The sequence below is a fragment of the Micromonospora sp. NPDC049645 genome (genome assembly GCF_040675155.1).
Classification (GTDB): domain Bacteria; phylum Actinomycetota; class Actinomycetes; order Mycobacteriales; family Micromonosporaceae; genus Micromonospora.
This window is the reverse complement of the sequence record NZ_JBFAOI010000001.1, coordinates 251,047-266,964: the sequence shown is the minus strand read 5'-3', so window position 1 is coordinate 266,964 and position 15,918 is coordinate 251,047. Positions and strand designations below refer to the sequence as shown.

The 15,918-nt window shown below is 68.6% G+C and carries 18 protein-coding genes, 1 tRNA gene, 1 pseudogene and 1 riboswitch; of the genes and pseudogenes, 12 read left to right on the top strand and 8 right to left on the bottom strand.

The genetic code is table 11. The features are described from left to right. Window positions 1–882 (bottom strand): LLM class flavin-dependent oxidoreductase, encoded by an 882-nt coding sequence (locus tag AB0J33_RS01300; RefSeq protein WP_363608644.1) that lies wholly within the window; start codon window positions 880–882, stop codon window positions 1–3. Window positions 883–930: 48 nt separating this feature from the next. Here AB0J33_RS01300 and AB0J33_RS01295 point away from each other — a divergent pair, with 48 nt between their 5' ends. The 3 genes from AB0J33_RS01295 (at window position 931) to AB0J33_RS01285 (ending at window position 2,831) form a co-directional block, all read left to right on the top strand. Further along, a complete protein-coding gene (locus AB0J33_RS01295) occupies window positions 931–1,203 on the top strand; it encodes a GNAT family N-acetyltransferase (RefSeq protein WP_363608642.1) in 273 nt (90 codons plus the stop codon). Window positions 1,204–1,438: 235 nt separating this feature from the next. After that, window positions 1,439–2,143: a dihydrofolate reductase family protein gene (locus AB0J33_RS01290; protein ID WP_363608640.1), complete on the top strand. Its 705-nt coding sequence runs from the start codon at window positions 1,439–1,441 to the stop codon at window positions 2,141–2,143. Between the two features lie 43 nt (window positions 2,144–2,186). Continuing rightward, on the top strand, window positions 2,187–2,831 hold the full coding sequence (locus AB0J33_RS01285) for a dihydrofolate reductase family protein (RefSeq protein WP_363608638.1): 645 nt from the start codon (window positions 2,187–2,189) through the stop codon (window positions 2,829–2,831). 32 nt (window positions 2,832–2,863) lie between these two features. Here the strand turns inward: AB0J33_RS01285 and AB0J33_RS01280 are convergent, their stop codons facing one another. Further along, on the bottom strand, window positions 2,864–3,229 hold the full coding sequence (locus AB0J33_RS01280) for a VOC family protein (protein ID WP_363608636.1): 366 nt from the start codon (window positions 3,227–3,229) through the stop codon (window positions 2,864–2,866). A 161-nt stretch (window positions 3,230–3,390) separates the two neighbouring features. Here AB0J33_RS01280 and AB0J33_RS01275 point away from each other — a divergent pair, with 161 nt between their 5' ends. Then, window positions 3,391–4,146: a hypothetical protein gene (locus tag AB0J33_RS01275; protein ID WP_363608634.1), complete on the top strand. Its 756-nt coding sequence runs from the start codon at window positions 3,391–3,393 to the stop codon at window positions 4,144–4,146. After that, window positions 4,143–4,496 carry a transcriptional regulator gene (locus AB0J33_RS01270; RefSeq protein WP_363608632.1) on the top strand — a complete coding sequence of 118 codons (354 nt, stop codon included), beginning with the start codon at window positions 4,143–4,145 and terminating at the stop codon, window positions 4,494–4,496. The genes AB0J33_RS01275 and AB0J33_RS01270 overlap by 4 nt, the downstream gene beginning before the upstream one ends. A gap of 70 nt (window positions 4,497–4,566) precedes the next feature. Here the strand turns inward: AB0J33_RS01270 and AB0J33_RS01265 are convergent, their stop codons facing one another. Beyond that, window positions 4,567–4,971 carry a helix-turn-helix domain-containing protein gene (locus AB0J33_RS01265; RefSeq protein WP_363608630.1) on the bottom strand — a complete coding sequence of 135 codons (405 nt, stop codon included), beginning with the start codon at window positions 4,969–4,971 and terminating at the stop codon, window positions 4,567–4,569. A 100-nt stretch (window positions 4,972–5,071) separates the two neighbouring features. Here AB0J33_RS01265 and AB0J33_RS01260 point away from each other — a divergent pair, with 100 nt between their 5' ends. From AB0J33_RS01260 to AB0J33_RS01245, 4 genes are all read left to right on the top strand, one after another. Beyond that, window positions 5,072–5,695, top strand: a complete 624-nt coding sequence (locus AB0J33_RS01260) for an NAD(P)H-binding protein (RefSeq protein ID WP_363608628.1) — start codon at window positions 5,072–5,074, stop codon at window positions 5,693–5,695. Continuing rightward, on the top strand, window positions 5,695–6,117 hold the full coding sequence (locus tag AB0J33_RS01255; protein ID WP_363608626.1) for a nitroreductase family deazaflavin-dependent oxidoreductase: 423 nt from the start codon (window positions 5,695–5,697) through the stop codon (window positions 6,115–6,117). The genes AB0J33_RS01260 and AB0J33_RS01255 overlap by 1 nt, the downstream gene beginning before the upstream one ends. A 36-nt stretch (window positions 6,118–6,153) precedes the next feature. Beyond that, window positions 6,154–7,203, top strand: coding sequence for an LD-carboxypeptidase (locus AB0J33_RS01250; protein WP_363608624.1), 1,050 nt, complete (start codon window positions 6,154–6,156; stop codon window positions 7,201–7,203). A gap of 360 nt (window positions 7,204–7,563) precedes the next feature. Further along, window positions 7,564–8,625: a DUF4365 domain-containing protein gene (locus AB0J33_RS01245; RefSeq protein ID WP_363608622.1), complete on the top strand. Its 1,062-nt coding sequence runs from the start codon at window positions 7,564–7,566 to the stop codon at window positions 8,623–8,625. 103 nt (window positions 8,626–8,728) lie between these two features. Here AB0J33_RS01245 and AB0J33_RS01240 read toward each other — a convergent pair. Next, a pseudogene (locus AB0J33_RS01240) lies at window positions 8,729–9,163 on the bottom strand (HAD-IA family hydrolase); the annotation flags it as partial. Window positions 9,164–9,185: 22 nt separating this feature from the next. Here AB0J33_RS01240 and AB0J33_RS01235 point away from each other — a divergent pair. After that, complete coding sequence (locus AB0J33_RS01235) at window positions 9,186–9,575, top strand: site-specific integrase (RefSeq protein WP_363608620.1); 390 nt, start codon at window positions 9,186–9,188, stop codon at window positions 9,573–9,575. A gap of 90 nt (window positions 9,576–9,665) precedes the next feature. On the opposite strand, the gene AB0J33_RS01230 is transcribed toward AB0J33_RS01235, so the two are convergent. Both AB0J33_RS01230 and AB0J33_RS01225 read right to left on the bottom strand, forming a co-directional pair. Beyond that, window positions 9,666–9,739 (bottom strand) — tRNA-Gly (locus tag AB0J33_RS01230). Window positions 9,740–9,970: 231 nt separating this feature from the next. Further along, window positions 9,971–10,528 (bottom strand): pyridoxamine 5'-phosphate oxidase family protein, encoded by a 558-nt coding sequence (locus AB0J33_RS01225; protein ID WP_363608618.1) that lies wholly within the window; start codon window positions 10,526–10,528, stop codon window positions 9,971–9,973. 99 nt (window positions 10,529–10,627) lie between these two features. On the opposite strand from AB0J33_RS01225, the gene dcd reads away from it, so the two are divergent. Beyond that, complete coding sequence (dcd, locus tag AB0J33_RS01220; RefSeq protein ID WP_030332009.1) at window positions 10,628–11,206, top strand: dCTP deaminase; 579 nt, start codon at window positions 10,628–10,630, stop codon at window positions 11,204–11,206. 113 nt (window positions 11,207–11,319) lie between these two features. On the opposite strand, the gene AB0J33_RS01215 is transcribed toward dcd, so the two are convergent. Then, entirely contained in the window at window positions 11,320–12,360 is a 1,041-nt protein-coding gene (locus AB0J33_RS01215) for an NlpC/P60 family protein (protein ID WP_363608616.1), read from the bottom strand. A 13-nt stretch (window positions 12,361–12,373) separates the two neighbouring features. Continuing rightward, a riboswitch (cyclic di-AMP (ydaO/yuaA leader) is annotated at window positions 12,374–12,510 on the bottom strand. Between the two features lie 235 nt (window positions 12,511–12,745). Here AB0J33_RS01215 and AB0J33_RS01210 point away from each other — a divergent pair. Next, window positions 12,746–14,728, top strand: coding sequence for an N-acetylmuramoyl-L-alanine amidase (locus AB0J33_RS01210; RefSeq protein ID WP_363608614.1), 1,983 nt, complete (start codon window positions 12,746–12,748; stop codon window positions 14,726–14,728). Window positions 14,729–14,784: 56 nt separating this feature from the next. Here AB0J33_RS01210 and AB0J33_RS01205 read toward each other — a convergent pair whose 3' ends face one another. After that, on the bottom strand, window positions 14,785–15,798 hold the full coding sequence (locus AB0J33_RS01205; protein WP_363608612.1) for an NlpC/P60 family protein: 1,014 nt from the start codon (window positions 15,796–15,798) through the stop codon (window positions 14,785–14,787). Window positions 15,799–15,918: the final 120 nt, after the last annotated feature.

Below are 15,918 nucleotides of genomic sequence, written 5' to 3'. Positions count from 1 at the left end.
TCAGCCGCGCAGTTGCGGCAGCAACCGCGTCGCCACGTCGACCAGGATGGCCTCGTCACCGGCGTACCAACTGCTGGCGCGCGGCCAGTGCGTCACCACGTCGGTGAAGCCCAGCTCGGCGGCCCGGCCGACCTGGTCGGCGAAGAACTGCGCGCTGCTGAGCGAGAAGACCGGCGCGGCGTCCAGCGAGAGGTAACGGTCCAGGCTGGCCGGGTCGCGGCCCGCCTCGTCCAGGGTCCGGTCCATCCGCGCCGACAGCGCCGACACGCTGGCCCACCAACCCGCCAGGTCGTCGTCGTCACCGGTGCCGGTGGTCACCCATCCCTGCCCGAAGCGTGCCACCAGTCGCATCGACCGTGGCCCGTTGGCGGCCACCACGAAGGGCACCCGGGGTTGCTGCACGCAGCCGGGATTGTTGCGGGCATCCACCGCGGCGAACCAGTCGCCACGCCAGGTGGTGCCGTCCTCCCGAAGGATCAGGTCCAGCAACTCGGTGAACTCGGCGAACCGGTCGACCCGCTGCCGCGGTGGCAGCGTCTCACCGCCGAGCACCGCGGAGTCGAAACCGATGCCGCCCGCGCCCAGACCGAGCAGCAGCCGACCAGCCGAGATGTCGTCCACCGTGGTGATCTGCCGGGCGAACGCGGCCGGGTGCCGGAAGTTCGGCGACGCCACGAGGGTGCCCAGCCGAATCCGCGAGGTCACCGTCGCGGCGGCGGTCAGCGTGGCCATCGAGTCGAACCACGGGCCGTCCACCAGGTCACGCCAACCCAGATGGTCGTACGTCCAGGCGTGGTCGAAGCCCCACTCGTCGACCTGCCGCCAGCGACGCTGCGACTCCGACCACCGCTGGTCCGGCAGGATCACGATGCCAATCCGCATGATCGCCACCCTAGCCGGGCCGAACGGCCGGGCCCTAGCATCACGCCCATGCAGCAGACCGGGCCAACTGTACGACCGGCAAGCTTTGCTGACGTGCCGGCGCTTGTGGAGTTACGCCTGGCGAATGCCAAAGCACACCTCGCCCTCGACCCCGACGTCGGCTCCGCGCTGCTCGACGCGGCGGACCGGTGGGCGACCGAGCACGGGATCAGCAACCTGTCGGCGGGCATCCATCACCGCAACGCCAGCGCGGTGCGGTTCTACCGCCGCCACGGCGACGCACCATCCGGCACCTCGTGGATCAGGCGACCCGCCGACTAGACCAACGACCGGGACACCGCCGCCCGAGCGTGGCGACGTCCCGCACATCCTGGCCGGCTTTCCTCATCCTGACCGACCTCCACCTGCGGATCGAGGCGGCAATCGCCTGGCGGGTGGCCACTCACCCGAAGGTGATGCCCGTCACACTGATCGTTGGTAGGGAGGCCCCGTTCGGCTCCGACCCCTTGGCGAAGCTGCACCCCGTCGGGGTGTGACCGAGGAGAGGACCAACGCGATGACGAAGGTGACCGCCCAGCTGTCGGTGTCGATGGACGGCTTCTACGCCGGCCCACGGTTCGACGGAAACGGCGACTGGATGGACTCGGCGGAGAGCGCCAAGTTCTTCCGGGTCACCCGCTGGGTGACCGAGGCGGCTGCCTGGCGCGAACGGCAGGGCTTCGCCGGCGGGGAGCAGGACACCAACTCCGAGGTGGTCGCCGAGTCGTTCGGGGCGGCCGGCGCGTACGTGATGGGGCGCCGGATGGCCGACGGGGGTGAGGTGCCCTGGGGTGAGGAACCGCCGTTCCGCGCGCCGGTCTTCGTCGTCACCCATCGCCCCCGTCAGCCGCTGCTGCGCAGAGGGGGCACCAGCTTCACCTACGTCACCGATGGTGTGGCCAGCGCCGTCGAGCAGGCGCGCGCCGTGGCCGGTGGAAAGAACGTCGCCGTGGCCGGCGGCGGCAGCCTGGTGCGGCAGGTACTCAAGGCCGGCCTGCTCGACGAGTTGGAGCTGCACGTCGTACCGGTGGTGCTCGGCACCGGCCTGCGGCTGTTCGACGCGGACCTCGACCTGGGCGACCGGGAGGCGGTCGAGCTGACACCGACCCGCGTGATCGCCACACCACAGGTCACCCACATCCGGTACGCGGTGCGCGGTCGCGCCCCGCTTGCGCTCGACGACCGGGGCAGCGGGGGCGGCCCGACGGTGATCGCGAACTGAGTCACGTCCTCGAAGGAAAGTCGAAGGGAAGAGGAGAGACACCATGCCGCAGCTGTTGCGGGTGCAGTGCTTCAACGTTTCGCGCGACGGGTTCGGCACCGGGGAGGGGCAGAGCCTGGAACGGCCCTTCGGCCACGCGGACCCCACCCCGCTGTTCTCCTGGCGCTCCGCCACCGCAAGCTTCGTCTATCGCACCGAGCCGGGGGGCACCCGCGGCCTGGACGACTACCTGACCCGCGACGCCGAGTGCAACATCGGCGCGGAGATCATGGGCCGCAACAAGTTCGGCCCGCAGCGTGGCCCCTGGGAGAACCACGAGTGGCAGGGGTGGTGGGGGGACAACCCGCCGTTCCACACGCCGGTCTTCGTGCTCACCCATCACGTACGGCCGTCGTTCACCCTGGCCGACACCACGTTCCACTTCCTCGACGCCAGCCCCGCCGAGGCGCTGGCCCAGGCCAGGGAGGCGGCCGCCGGTCGGGACGTACGCCTCGGTGGTGGGGTGGCGACCATTCGCGAGTTCCTCGAGGCCGATCTGGTCGACACGATGCACATCGCCGTCGCGCCCGTCGACCTCGAACGGGGTGAGCGTCTGTGGAACAGCCCCGACGAACTGCTCGACCGCTTCCACCTCGAGTCGGTGCCCAGCCCCAGCGGAGTCACCCATCTCCTGTTCTGGAGACGATGACCGCCGTCGTCCTCCCTCCCCGGGGCCTGCGGCTACAGCCGGGCCAGCACCAGCAACCGGTTGCCGTCGGGGTCGGTGACCCGCGCGGAGCGCTCACCCCAGGGCTGGTCGACCGGCTCCTCGGTGACCGTCGCGCCACCCGTGCGCAGCGCGCCCACGGCCGCGTCGCAGTCGTCGGCGTAGACGCACAGCTCCCAGCGGTGCGAGTCGGCCGGTTCGCCAGCCTCCGGGTTGGCGGCCAGGCCGAGCTCGCTGTTGCCCAGGCGGAGGGCGACGAACTCCGGGGTGCCCTCGTCCGGGAACCGGTAGGTCAGCTCGAAGCCGACCACGTCGCGGTAGAACGCGATCAGTCGTGGCAGGTCGGGTGTCGTCACGATCGGAAAGGCCTCGGTGAACACGGATCACCTCCAATCCGGACATTAGCTGGTGCCAGGCTCGGCAGGAACCATCGCCGTCGATCCCGTTCGGTCTCGTCAACCATCGAGCCTCTTGCGCAGATTGATTTGCGATGCAAACCTATTGGTAACGCAGTGGCAGTCGAGACGGCCTGGAGGACATCGTGTCGGAAACACCGAGCGCCGCACCGAACAGCGGCAACCCAGCCGGAGAGCTACTGACGTCGATGGCGGCCCTCCAACGGCGTACCCGGGCCGCCCGAAACGCCTACTGGCTGCCGCTGCTGCTGTTCGGTCTCCTGATGGCGGTGGCCGCGCCCCTGTACGTCGAGTCGGTCGAATCGCCCGCCCTGCGCGCCACGGCGGACAACCCCGCGCTGACCGGCCTCGGTGGGGACTTCCTCGAACGCTCGGCGGCCCTCGGCTGGTACTGGTTGGCGGCGCTCATCGGCGGCTACCTGCTCAGCCTCTGGTGGTATCGGTGGCATGGTGTGCGGGTGGGCGTCCAAACTCCGGCTCGGCCGTACGTCGTCGCCGGCATCGTGGGCACCCTTGCCGGGCTAATGTTGCCGATCGTGCTGCGTTACCTGCTGCTCAACACGGCGACGGCGATCTCGAACGGGACCAGTTGGGTGACCACACCACTGTTGGGCGTATCCAGTCGCGGCATGTTCCCGCATCTGGTCATCGCGGTAGGACTACTGGTGCTGGCTCGACTGGAACGCAGCCGTGGCCTGACGGTCGTGGCCGTGCTCTACGCCGCAGCGGTCGTCCTCGTGAACGTCTACTTCCAGACCACCGACTTCCAACCGGGGGACGTGACCCGCCACAGCTTCGTGCTGGCGGCCCTGCTGCCCGCACCGATCCTGCTCGTCGGCGGCGGCATCGCCCTCCTCGGCTCCATCAAGAGGTCGGTGTGAGCAGTGCTGACGAGGCCACCGGGCCCGGCAACGGCGGGCACCCGACGAACGGCCTCAGCGACACCGTTCACCAGCGCAACCGACTCGGCATCCTCACCATCGCGGCCGAGGCCGAGCGGGTGGAGGTCGCCTACCTGCGAGACGCGCTCGAACTCACCGCCGGCAACCTGTCCCGACACCTCGCCGTCCTGGAGGAAGCGGCGCTGATCCAGATCGAGCGGGGTTACCACGGCCGCAGACCCAAGACCTGGATCAGGATCACCGAACAGGGGCAGGCCGCACTGGCTGCCGAGATCAGCGCGCTACGGGAACTCCTCCGACGCCACCAGGAGTTCCGGGCCTCGACCTGACGTCAGCATGCGACCAAGTCAGCACCCGCGACGCAGACCCGCCCGGCGCTCTGGATGGACGACCGACTCGTCAGGCGAGGGCGCCGACGCCTCCACTGCGGTCGAGGTGAGTGGCGTTGTCGTACGACTCACGGGCGTCGAGCAGCTCGTCCCAGTGCTGCTCGGTCCAGGCGCAGGCAACCGCGATCGGTTCGAGCATGCTGCGACCCACCGGCGTCAGCTCGTACTCCACGCGCCGGGCGACCTCGGCGACGACAGTGCGCTTGATCAACCCGCTTCGTTCGAGGGAGCGTAGCGACTGGGTGAGGACCTTGGGGGTGACGCGGCGCAGCGGCACGCGCAGCTCGGAGAACCGGCGAGGCCCCTGCTCGAGACAGCGGATGATGAGCGCCGCCCACTTGTCGCCGAATCGGATCGGATTGAGCGAGGACGGGCACAGCTCGTCGAACATGTCGGCGGGCAGAGGTTGCCTCATCGCCAAACCATAACTGGTATCCCGGTGGTAACCACGACCCTCGATAGCGTCGCCGAACCGGCCGAGCGTATGGGCCGACCCCTGGTGAGAGGCGTAATTCATGAGGATCGTGGTCTTCGGCGCGGGCGGCCGGGCCGGACGGCGGGTAATCGCCGAGGCGAGACGACGCGGCCATCAGGTCACCGCCGTGGTGCGCAACCCCGCTGACCACGGCGACCTGACCGACGTGCGGGTGGTGACAGGCGACGTCGTCGACGCGGGAAGCATCGCGCAGGCAGCCGCCGGGCACGACGCCGCCATCAGCGCCGCCGTCGACCTGTCCGTACCGCCGCACGACTTCTTCACCGCGTCGTCGCGGGCCCTGGCCGCCGGTCTGGCCGAGGCAGGTGTACGTCGTCTGGTGGTGGTCGGCCTCGCCTCGATCATGCCCGGGGCGTCCGGTGCCGCCCTGATGGACGAGCCCGGCTACCCGAACGCGTACCGGTCCTTCTACCTGGGTCACGCGGCGGGCCTCGACGAGCTTCGGACGTCCGACCTCGACTGGGCCTACCTCGCCCCCGCCGGTGACTTCGACCACGACGGCACGCGCACCGGCCACTACCGCCTCGCCGAGCACGGCGACCCGACCAGTCGGATCAGCTACCCGGACTTCGCGATCGCGCTCGTCGACGAGATCGAGGAACCCCGCCACCACCGCGCCGCCGCGAGTGTCCGGGAGGTGTGATGCCCGAGGTCCACGACAGCCCGAACGCCTGGGTCGCGGAGCACATCCGTCGGTTCGAGGAGACCGGCGGTCGACCCCGGCCCGGAGTGAACGACCTGCTCCTGACAACCCGGGGCCGGAAAACCGGCGAACTGCGCCGCACCGCGCTCGTCTACGAACGCGACGGCGACCGCTACGTGCTGGCCGCCTCCAATCGCGGCGCAGACCACCACCCGGCGTGGTATCTCAACCTGCTCGCCGACCCGTACGTCACCGTGCAGGTCGGTACGGAGACCTTCCGCGCGTACGCCCGGCCCGCCACGGCCGGGGAGCGTCCGCGTCTGTGGCACTTGATGGTGTCGGTCAGGTCGGAGTACGCCGCCTACCAACAACGGATCACACGGGAGATCCCTGTGGTCCTTATGGAACCCGTTCCGAAATAAGATGCGTACGGACGGGCAGCCCGGTTGGATTTCGACATGACGCATGAGCTTGTTCGTCCTCGCAAGGCCCGACCCGGGGACCACATCGCGGTCCTCTCGCCGTCCTTCGCTGCGGCCGGCGCCTATCCCGAGATCCACGAGCAGGCCATGCGACGGCTCGCCGACCTGACCGGCCTCGTCCCGGTCGAATATCCGACCACCCGCGAGGTGGGTGCGGCCGCGGCTGCCCGTGCGGCCGACATCAACGCCGCCTTCGCGGATCCCCGGGTACGCGGCATTCTCGCCGTCGTCGGCGGTGAGGACCAGATCACGGTCATCCCGCACCTGGACGCCGACCTCGCCCGAGCCGATCCGAAGCCGTTCCTCGGCACCAGCGACAACACCAACCTGCACCACTGGCTCTGGGGCCTCGGCATCGCCAGCTTCTACGGCGGTTCTTCCCAGGTGCACCTCGGCCCCGGGCCGGTCGTGGACGACATCCACGCCCGGTCGCTACGAGCGGCGCTGCTCACCGGGGAACAGTTGGAGATCACCGATCCGGGCGAGTCCGAGGATGTCGGAATCGACTGGGCCAACCCGCAGGCGTTGAATTCGTTCGGAGAACGCGAACCGACCGAACCATGGAGCTGGCACGGGCCACCCCGCGCGATCACCGGCCCCAGCTGGGGTGGCTGCCTGGAGGTCATCCAGTGGATCCTGACGGCGGGCCGCTTCCCATTTCCACCGCAGGCCCTGAAGGGCGGGGTGCTGATCATCGAGACGTCGGAGGAACTTCTTCCGGCGCGTGAAGTCGGCTGGATTGTTCGATCGCTGGGTGAACGCGGCCTCCTCGACGCCGTCGACGCGGTCCTGGTCGCCCGTCCCCCGGTCTCCGACCACACCCGCCGGCCCGATGCGGCGATTCGGGCAGGGTTACGGGAGCGGCAGCGCGACACGGTCGTCGACATGGTGACCCGCTACAACCCGGAGGCGGTGATCTGCGTCGGCGTCCCATTCGGCCACACCAGACCGCAGTGGATCCTTCCGCACGGCGGCCCGATCACCGTTGACGGCGTTCAACGTCGAATCTTCGCGGACTACCGATAGGGGCTTCCGCACGCGACTGCCAGTGCTGCGGGCGACCGGTCTCACAGGCGCTGCTGGCCGCAACAATGCCGAGGGCCCTGGCCGGGACTCACGTCCTGACCAGGGCCTTCGCGGTGGAGCGGGTGACGGGAATCGAACCCGCACTGTCAGCTTGGGAACCGTACAAGGGTCCCTGGTGACCACCCTGCCCGGCAGCTCAACGGCAGATCGAGTGGCCTGGAATGACCTCGTTTATCCTGCCGCAATGGCCCGCTTCAGATCCCGCTCTGGCAGGGTTTCAGGGGGACCCTATGCTACAGCGAGGACCTTGCTGCGCAAACCTGTTGGGCATGCGATTTAAACTGTCGGAGGTGGAAGTCGGTGACAGGAAAGTTTCTGCGCGAGAATCGGCCGATAGAACGGGCGGCAGTAAACGCCGTTACAGCTTTTTTTGAGGAAATGAACTGCGTTGTCCAGTCGGTTGACCTTGTTAACGACATCGGGAAGGATTTGTATGTTGATTTGGTAGAAGACCGGCGCGCTACGGGGCTAGTCATTGCGGTCCAGATTAAAGGAGGTGAGCAAACTAGCCGTCACAGTAGTGCGGGGACAACTAGAGGAATCCCCTTTACTCCAAATGATGCGGACTTCTTTAGAAGCTCGACAGTTCCGGTAGTTGGGGTGGCGCACCTTCAATCCGATCCCACTCTTCACTGGGTCAACTTGAGTGATCATTGCGCTGAGCGATACGCTAATGGCGATAATCGGGGAGGCTTTGCGCCCGCATTTGGACCACTAACACGGGATACGTGGCCCACGTTTCGTGCGGCGATGGAGGAAGGCGTCAGAGGTAGCTCATTCGCGGGTGCACTGGACCTGGCAAGCGACGATGCACTACGTCAAGCCGCCGCCGTAAGCGACTGCTTCGGGCTCGGGAGGCGAGATCCGCGCGCAATGCTCCTATTGCGCAGACTTCTTGGGACGCTGCATTCCGATGGATTGCACGCGGCCATTGCTGCGCTGGCGCATACGACTCCGCATCCTGATATCTTATGGACGTCTGCAAACTGGGTGAATGGGCCAGTGAAAGACCGGTTGAGAAGGGAGATGGTCTGGACTCCCGAGGAGATTTCTAAACTGTTGACTGTTGTAGAAGATAACGGCGACATGTTCGGCCGAGGTGTCTTCGGTGAACATATTGCAATGCTACTCCTGCAGGATCCCGACTTGCAGCAAAAGGCAGTAACGCTAGTACGCACGTCGACCGACTGGACCGTTCGATATAGGGCGTTGGTGTATGCCATTTACAAGTCGGATGATGATTCGGAAGCCCGGAATCTGATGAGCGACCTTCTACGATCCGTGCCCGACCTCACTAATGATCGTAACGTTCAGCTATTTGCTGGCGAAGTGAGCGAACATGGATGGATTGATATTTTCTAAATCCCCTCCGGTCATAATGGCCCGAATCTTGAGCCGGTTCGGTCCGACCTTGCCGAGGCGAGGGGACACTTGACGTTCGCACTGTCCCCCTCATTTTTGCAGCTCAGCCCGCCTCTGGGGACAGTGGGGACACGGGGGACACCGGAGACAGAGCCTCGGCGATTTCCCCCATCGACGTGATGATGATGTCGGCCGCCGCGAACGCTGCGGCCTTCCATGGTCTGTTGGCGTAGCCGATCGCGCCGACCCCGGCAGCGCGGGCCGCCTCGATGTCGGAGAGCGAGTCGCCGACGAGCACGCAGGAGGCTGGATCTGCCCCGAGGGCGCGCACCGCATCGAGGACGGGGCCGGGATCTGGCTTCATCCGCCTCGGATCTGCGTATGCCCGACCGATGATCGGGGTGACGTATGCGGCGAGATCATGGGCCGTGAGGTACGCCTCGATCGCCACTGCCGAGTTGTTGCTTACCACGGCGACCGGCACGCCCAGGGCGTGCGCGCCCAGGATTACCTCATGCCCGAACGGGGTGGGCACCGCGACGCTAGCGGCGTACCAGCACATGGGCAGCTACGTCGGCGAGGCACCCGAAGCGTTCGTGTTCACTGGCGAGAGCGGCCGGAACCTCTGGCGCGGCAACTTCAACAAGTTGGTTAAGTGGCCCGAGGCGGTCGCCGTCGTGGGTGTTCCGGGACTGCACTTTCACGACCTGCGGCATACCGGCAACACGCTCGCGTCCCGGGCACCGGGGGCGAGCCTGCGCGACATCATGGCGCGGATGGGGCACGACAGCCCTCGTGCCGCGCTGATCTATCAGCACGCCAACCGGGAGGCCGACCAGGGCATTGCCGACGCGATCGACAAGGCGGTCAAGGCTGCCCGGCGCAAGCCGAGCAAGCGAAAGGTCAAGCGGGTTGCCGAGGGCGACGGACCGGCCGCCGAGGCGAGCTAATGGCCCACTAATGGCCCATCCCTGTTTCAGCATGACCTAGAACCACGGAAGCCCTGGCGGGACGTCTGTCCTGACCAGGGCTTCGGTGCGTGGAGCGGGTGACGGGAATCGAACCCGCACTGTCAGCTTGGGAAGCTGATGTTCTGCCATTGAACTACACCCGCAAGCGGCACCACTGTACCCGAGTCGTCCGGCCCGTGCACCCAGGTACCCCCGCCCGGTCGGGCGCTGTCGATCCACTCGGCGTCCTGAAAGTCGGGCCATCCGAACCGCTGGGACACCGCGGTTTTACGGAAACCGAGTTGATCATGCCCGCGCGGGGCCGGTTGGCCGGGGGCGTGCGCGGTGTCGGCTCCGTCAGGACGGAGCCGACACCGGTGGCCGTCGGGGCGTGATCAGGCGGCTGTGCACTGGACGTCACGGCTGAGGCGGGTCGGGCGGGCCTGCGGTGCGGCGAGTGGCGTGGCCGCCGCCGGCGGGGCGTGCGGGTCGAGCCAGACCCGAACGGCCGGCCGGCCCGGCGCGAGGCCCGGAATGCCGGCGGTGTGCTGCTCGCGGCGGGTGAGCATCGCCACGTCGACGGTGAACTCGAACAGCCGCCAGTCGACCTGCGGCTCGGCGCGGGCGGTCTGCGCCAGCTGCGCCACCCGGACCGGATCGGTCACCGGGCGGGCGCGTCCCGCCACGTACGCCTCGTCGTCGCTCTCCTCCGGTGGGAACGAGTGCAGCGCGTAACGGCCGTCACGTTCGAGGTCGCGGCGCTTGGGGGAGTCGATGATGAAGCAGAACAGCCCCTCGTCGGTGATGACCGGAGAGACCGGATGGACGCGGGGCCCGCCGTCGGCACGGACCGTGGCCAGGTAGCCGAAGCCCGGCCCGTACTGCTGGAGGAGAACGCGAATCCCGTCGGCGAGTCGGGGCTCGTCGGCGGCGAATTCGGACCAGGAAGCCATGTGGGCATTCTATCGAACAAATGTACGAGCAGCGACCTCGACGCGCTGGTCACCGGCACCGAATCCGGCCAGTTTCCGCAACGCGGCTATGGTGGTCCGATGCTGCTCTCCGACCGCGACCTGGTCTCCGAGATCAAGGCCGGCACGCTGGGCCTGGAACCGTTCGAGCCCACCCTGGTCCAACCGTCCAGCATCGACGTCCGACTCGACCGGCTGTTCCGGGTCTTCAACAACCACCTCTACACCCACATCGACCCCGCCATGCAACAGGACGACCTGACCTCGGCGGTCGAGGTGCCCGATGGCGAGCCGTTCGTGCTGCACCCGGGGGAGTTCGTGCTCGCCTCGACGCTGGAGGTCATCTCGCTGGGTGACCAGCTCGCCGGCCGGCTGGAGGGCAAGAGTTCCCTGGGCCGGCTCGGGCTGCTCACGCACTCCACCGCCGGTTTCATCGACCCGGGATTCTCCGGTCACGTGACGCTGGAACTCTCGAACGTGGCGAACCTGCCGATCACCCTGTGGCCGGGGATGAAGATCGGTCAGCTCTGCATCTTCCGGTTGTCGTCGCCGGCCGAGCACCCGTACGGCTCGGTGGTCTACGGCTCGCGCTACCAGGGGCAGCGGGGGCCGACGCCCAGCCGCGCCTGGCAGCACTGGCGCACCTGGCCCACCCGCTGAGGCCGAGGGCCGCACCCCCGCTCAGGGGCGAGGGCCGCACCCGCTGAGGCACGGCAGACAGACGACGAGGGCCCGCCGCGATGATCGCGGCGGGCCCTCCGGTCACTCGGGGATCAGCCTGGGCGGCCGTAGCTGTGGATCGGGCCGTCGTCGACCTTCTTCATCTTGACCGGCTGACCGGCCTGGGAGGCGTGCACCACCCAGCCGCCGCCGACGTACATGCCGACGTGGTGGATGTCGCTGTAGTAGAAGACCAGGTCGCCGGGGCGCAGGTCGCTCCTGCTGACGTTCTTCGTGACCCGGCTCTGCGCGGCGGCGTTGTGCGGCAGCGACACGCCGGCCTTCGCCCAGGCGGCCAGCATCAGCCCGGAGCAGTCGTACGAGTTGGGGCCCTCGGCTCCCCAGACGTAGGGCTTGCCGATCTGCGCGCAGGCGAACTTGACCGCGGTGCCCGCGGCGCCGCCGGGGTAGCTACCCGGGCAGGGCGCCGGGCGCAGCGGACCGCCTCCGCCGTTGCCGTACACCTTGAGGCGCAGCTTCTGCAGGCGGTCGATCTCTTCGTTGATCTGCTTCTTCTTCGCCGCCAACTGCGCTTCGGTGCGGGTCAGCTGGGCCACCATCTCGTCCAGCGGTGCCTTCTGCGCGGCCAGTTGGTCGCGCAGGTCGGCGACCTCGCGTACGTCCTTCTGCTGGTTGTGCGCGAACCGGTCGAGCATCTCCAGCTGGCCGACCACCTCGCTGGGCGACCGGCTGCCGAGCACCGCGTTGACGGTCGAGACGTTCTCGCCCTTGTAGGCGCGGACGGCCAGGGCGCTGACCTTGTCCATCGCGGCGTCGACCTGGCGCTCCAGCGGAGTGATCCGGGCGGCCAGCGCGTCGGCCTGCTTGCGCTTCACGGCCAGGTCGGCGCGGGTGGCGTTGTGCCGTTCGATGATCGGTTCGAGCTTGTTCCAGTCGGCGTCGATCTGGCGCTCGATCTCCGCGACGGACGGGTCGGCGTGGGCCGCCGTGGCGCTGCCGGTCAGGACGACGGCGACGCCGGCCAGCGCGGCGAGAGCGGTGGTGAAGCGGGACCAGCGTGGGCGCGGCACGATCGACGACGGGCCGGCTGGTGCCGACCGCTCGGACGACGGCCGCGGGGCATGGAGTGCCACCGGGGTTCCGTACTCCTTCTTCCTGACCGCCTACCGGGTTAGCTGACGGGTTCGGGCGGGAAGTCGGCGCCCTACCGCAAGTGGCTGCGGATTCACCCCGAGGGACCTGGGTCCCCGGTTCGCTCGGAAACGACTCGGCGGTGTCGGTCCGTTACCGCCCGGGCTGGGCGGAGCTGCTGTCGGGCCGACGAATGACCAGAGTAGAGACGCTTGTTACCGATCCGCAACCCATGCGGCCGTGACACTCCGTACCGATCGGGTGAGGTCACCGACCGTGTGTGAAGAAATCTTTCCACACGCTTCGATAGATAGAAAGGTATTGACGTGGACTCCCGCGCGGCGCGATGGTGACCTGACCTCACTCCGCGAGAATCTAGGGGGTTCGATGCACCATCCAACCCTGTCGACCGGCTGGCGCGTACTGCTCGCCGCCACCGTGGTCGCCGCCGCGACCACGGTGCCACTCTCCGTCGGCCCGGCCGCCGCCGCACCCACCACCGACCGTCAACAGCAGTATGCCGCAGCGGCCACCGAGTACGGCGTACCACCCGCCGTGCTGCTCGGCGTCTCCTATCTGGAGTCGCGCTGGGACAGCAACGCCGGCACACCGAGCACCAGCGGCGGCTACGGCCCGATGCACCTGACCGACGCCCGGCACGTGGCCGCCCTACCCGGGCGCGGCCACCACGACGGCGAGGCCGAGGACCCACGCGGTGACGACTCCCGTCCCGCCCGGGCGCCCGCGCCCCGACCGGTCGAGACTCCCGCGCCCTCCACCGCCGCGTTGCAGACGATGGACGCCGCCGCCTCGCTGACCGGCGCGGCCCCCGAGGCGTTGCGCACCGACGCGGGCGTCAACATCCGGGGCGGTGCCGCGCTGCTGAGCGCGTACCAGCGGGAGTTGGGCGCGCCGGTCGGCGCCGACACCGACCCGGCGGCCTGGTACGGCGCGGTGGCCCGCTACTCCGGCGCGGACAGCGCCGACGCCGCGGCGGCCTTCGCCGACGAGGTCTTCACCACCATCGGCGCGGGCGAGTCCCGGGTGACCGACGACGGCCAACGGATCACCCTGCCGGCCCGTGCGGTGCGGCCCGAGCGTTCCTGGTTGGACCGGCTGGGCCTGCGCCGCCTGGCCCGCCCGGACGGGGTGGAATGCCCGCGCACCATCTCCTGCGAGTGGATTCCGGCGCCCTACGAGGCGTTCGGCGACGGGGACTACGGCAACCACGACCTCTCCGACCGGCCCGCACGCCAGAAGATCGAATACATCGTCATCCACGACACCGAGGCGAGTTGGGCGACGACCCTGCAACTCGTCCAGGATCCGACCTACGTGAGCTGGCACTACTCGCTGCGCTCGGTCGACGGGCACATCGCCCAGCACGTGAAGACGAAGGACGTCGGCTGGCACGCCGGCAACTGGTACGTCAACGCCAAGTCGATCGGTCTGGAACACGAGGGCTTCGCGGCACAGGGCACCTGGTACACCGAGGCGATGTACCGGACCTCGGCGAAGCTGGTCCGGCACCTGGCGCTGCGGCTGGGCATCCCGCTGGACCGCCAGCACATCATCGGCCACGACAACGTGCCCGGCACGATCGCCTCGACCGTGCGGGGAATGCACTGGGATCCGGGCCCGTACTGGGACTGGACGCACTATTTCGACCTGCTGCACGCACCCCGACTGGACACCGGCACCCCGGCCACCGGGCTGGTCCGGATCGACCCGGACTACGCCACCAACCAGCCGGCGTTCACCGGCTGCGTCACCGCCGGTGTGCCGTGCGCGCCGCGCGGCTCCTCGGCGGTGGTGCTGCGCAGCGCACCGTCCGCGGACGCGCCGCTGGTCAACGACGTCGCGCTGCGGCCGGACGGCACCCCGAACACGATGGCCGTGTCGGACCACGGGGCCCGGGCTTCCGCCGGGCAGACGTACGCGCTCGCGGGGCGGCAGGGCGACTGGACGGCGATCTGGTACCTCGGGCAGCGGGCCTGGTTCCACAACCCGGCGTCCGCGCCGACCGCCAGTTGGACCGTCGGCGTCGTGGCCACGCCGAAGCCCGGACGGGCCACCGTCCCCGTGTACGGACGGGCGTACCCGGAGCAGGCGGCGTACCCGGAGGGGGTGCCCTACCAGACGATCTCGCCGCTGCAGTACACCCTCGCCGCCGGGCAGCGGTACGCCGTCGGCGCGGTGCTGGCCGGGGAGTACTACCGGGCCAGCACGTTCGACGGCTCCTCGCCCGGTGACTGGACGGTGATCCGCGGCAAGAACCGCTACGCGCAGATCCAGTTCGGCCACCGGATCATGTACGTCGACCTCGCCGACGTGCAGCTGCTGCCCTCCCCGGTGGGCGCGCCGCGCTGACGAACCACGACGGCCCCCGGTCGGTGACCGGGGGCCGTCGTGTCGCGCGAGGTGGATCAGCCGGGTCTGCGGAAACCGGCGATGGGCATGGTGTTGATGCTGGAGACCTGCACCGGTTTACCGGCACGTGGCGCGTGCACCATCTGGTTGTTACCCAGATACAGCCCGACGTGACTCAGGCCGCTGAAAAAGAACACCAGGTCACCGGGGCGGGCGTCGGCTCGCGAGACGGCCTTGCCCTCGTTCCACTGGTCACCCGTGTGGTGGGTGAGGTAGATCCCGGCCGCCTTGTAGGCGAACTGGGTCAGCCCCGAGCAGTCGAACGAGTTCGGCCCGGTGGCGCCCCAGACGTACGGCTTGCCGACCTTGCCACAGGCGGTCCGGATCGCGGTACGGGCCGCCGCGCTGACCACTCCGTTGATGGTCGGGCAGGCCGCGGTCACCACCGTGGTCTTCGGCATCGACGCCTCGAGCTGCTTGATCTCGGTGTCGATCTGCTTCTTCTTCGCCGCCAGCTCGTTCTGCTGCCGGGTCTGGGTGACGATCAGCGTGTCGAGCTTCTGCTTCTCGCCGTCGTACTTGGCCCGCACGGCCAGCACTCCCTCGACCTCCTTGCGCTCCTGGGCGGCAAGTCGGTCGAGGATGGTGAGCTGCTCGGTGAGCGTGTCCGGCTTGGCGCTGACCAGCAGCGCGCCGATGTCGTGCGACGGGCCCGAGATGTAGTAGCGGGAGGCGAGATCGCCGACCCGGTTGAGCGCCAGCTCACTCTGCAACGCCAGCGGCTCGATCTTCTTTTGCAGGTCCGCCGACTTCTGCCGGTTGACCTTCAGCTGCGCCCGGACCTTGTTGTACTGCTCGATGGTGGGCTCCAACTGCTCCCACTTCTTGTCGATCTGCGCCTCGATCTCGTCGACCGTCGGCTCGGCATGTGCCGGCGCGGCCAACAGACCGGCACCGACCGCCGCCGCGGCGACCAGGACCAGCACACGATGGGCGGCGCGGCGCAGGCCAATGCGCCGAGCAGAAGCATTCAGGTCGTGACGATGAGGGGGCATGGTTGCCACCGGCACCGACTCCTTTGCAACCGACCGCCGGGCGCCTCGCGTGAGGGAAGGGCCGAGGCAGACGACCCACAGCGGTCGGTGCCCCACATTAGGGAAGCTCGGGGCGGTAATCAAGGCGGGCGCAGT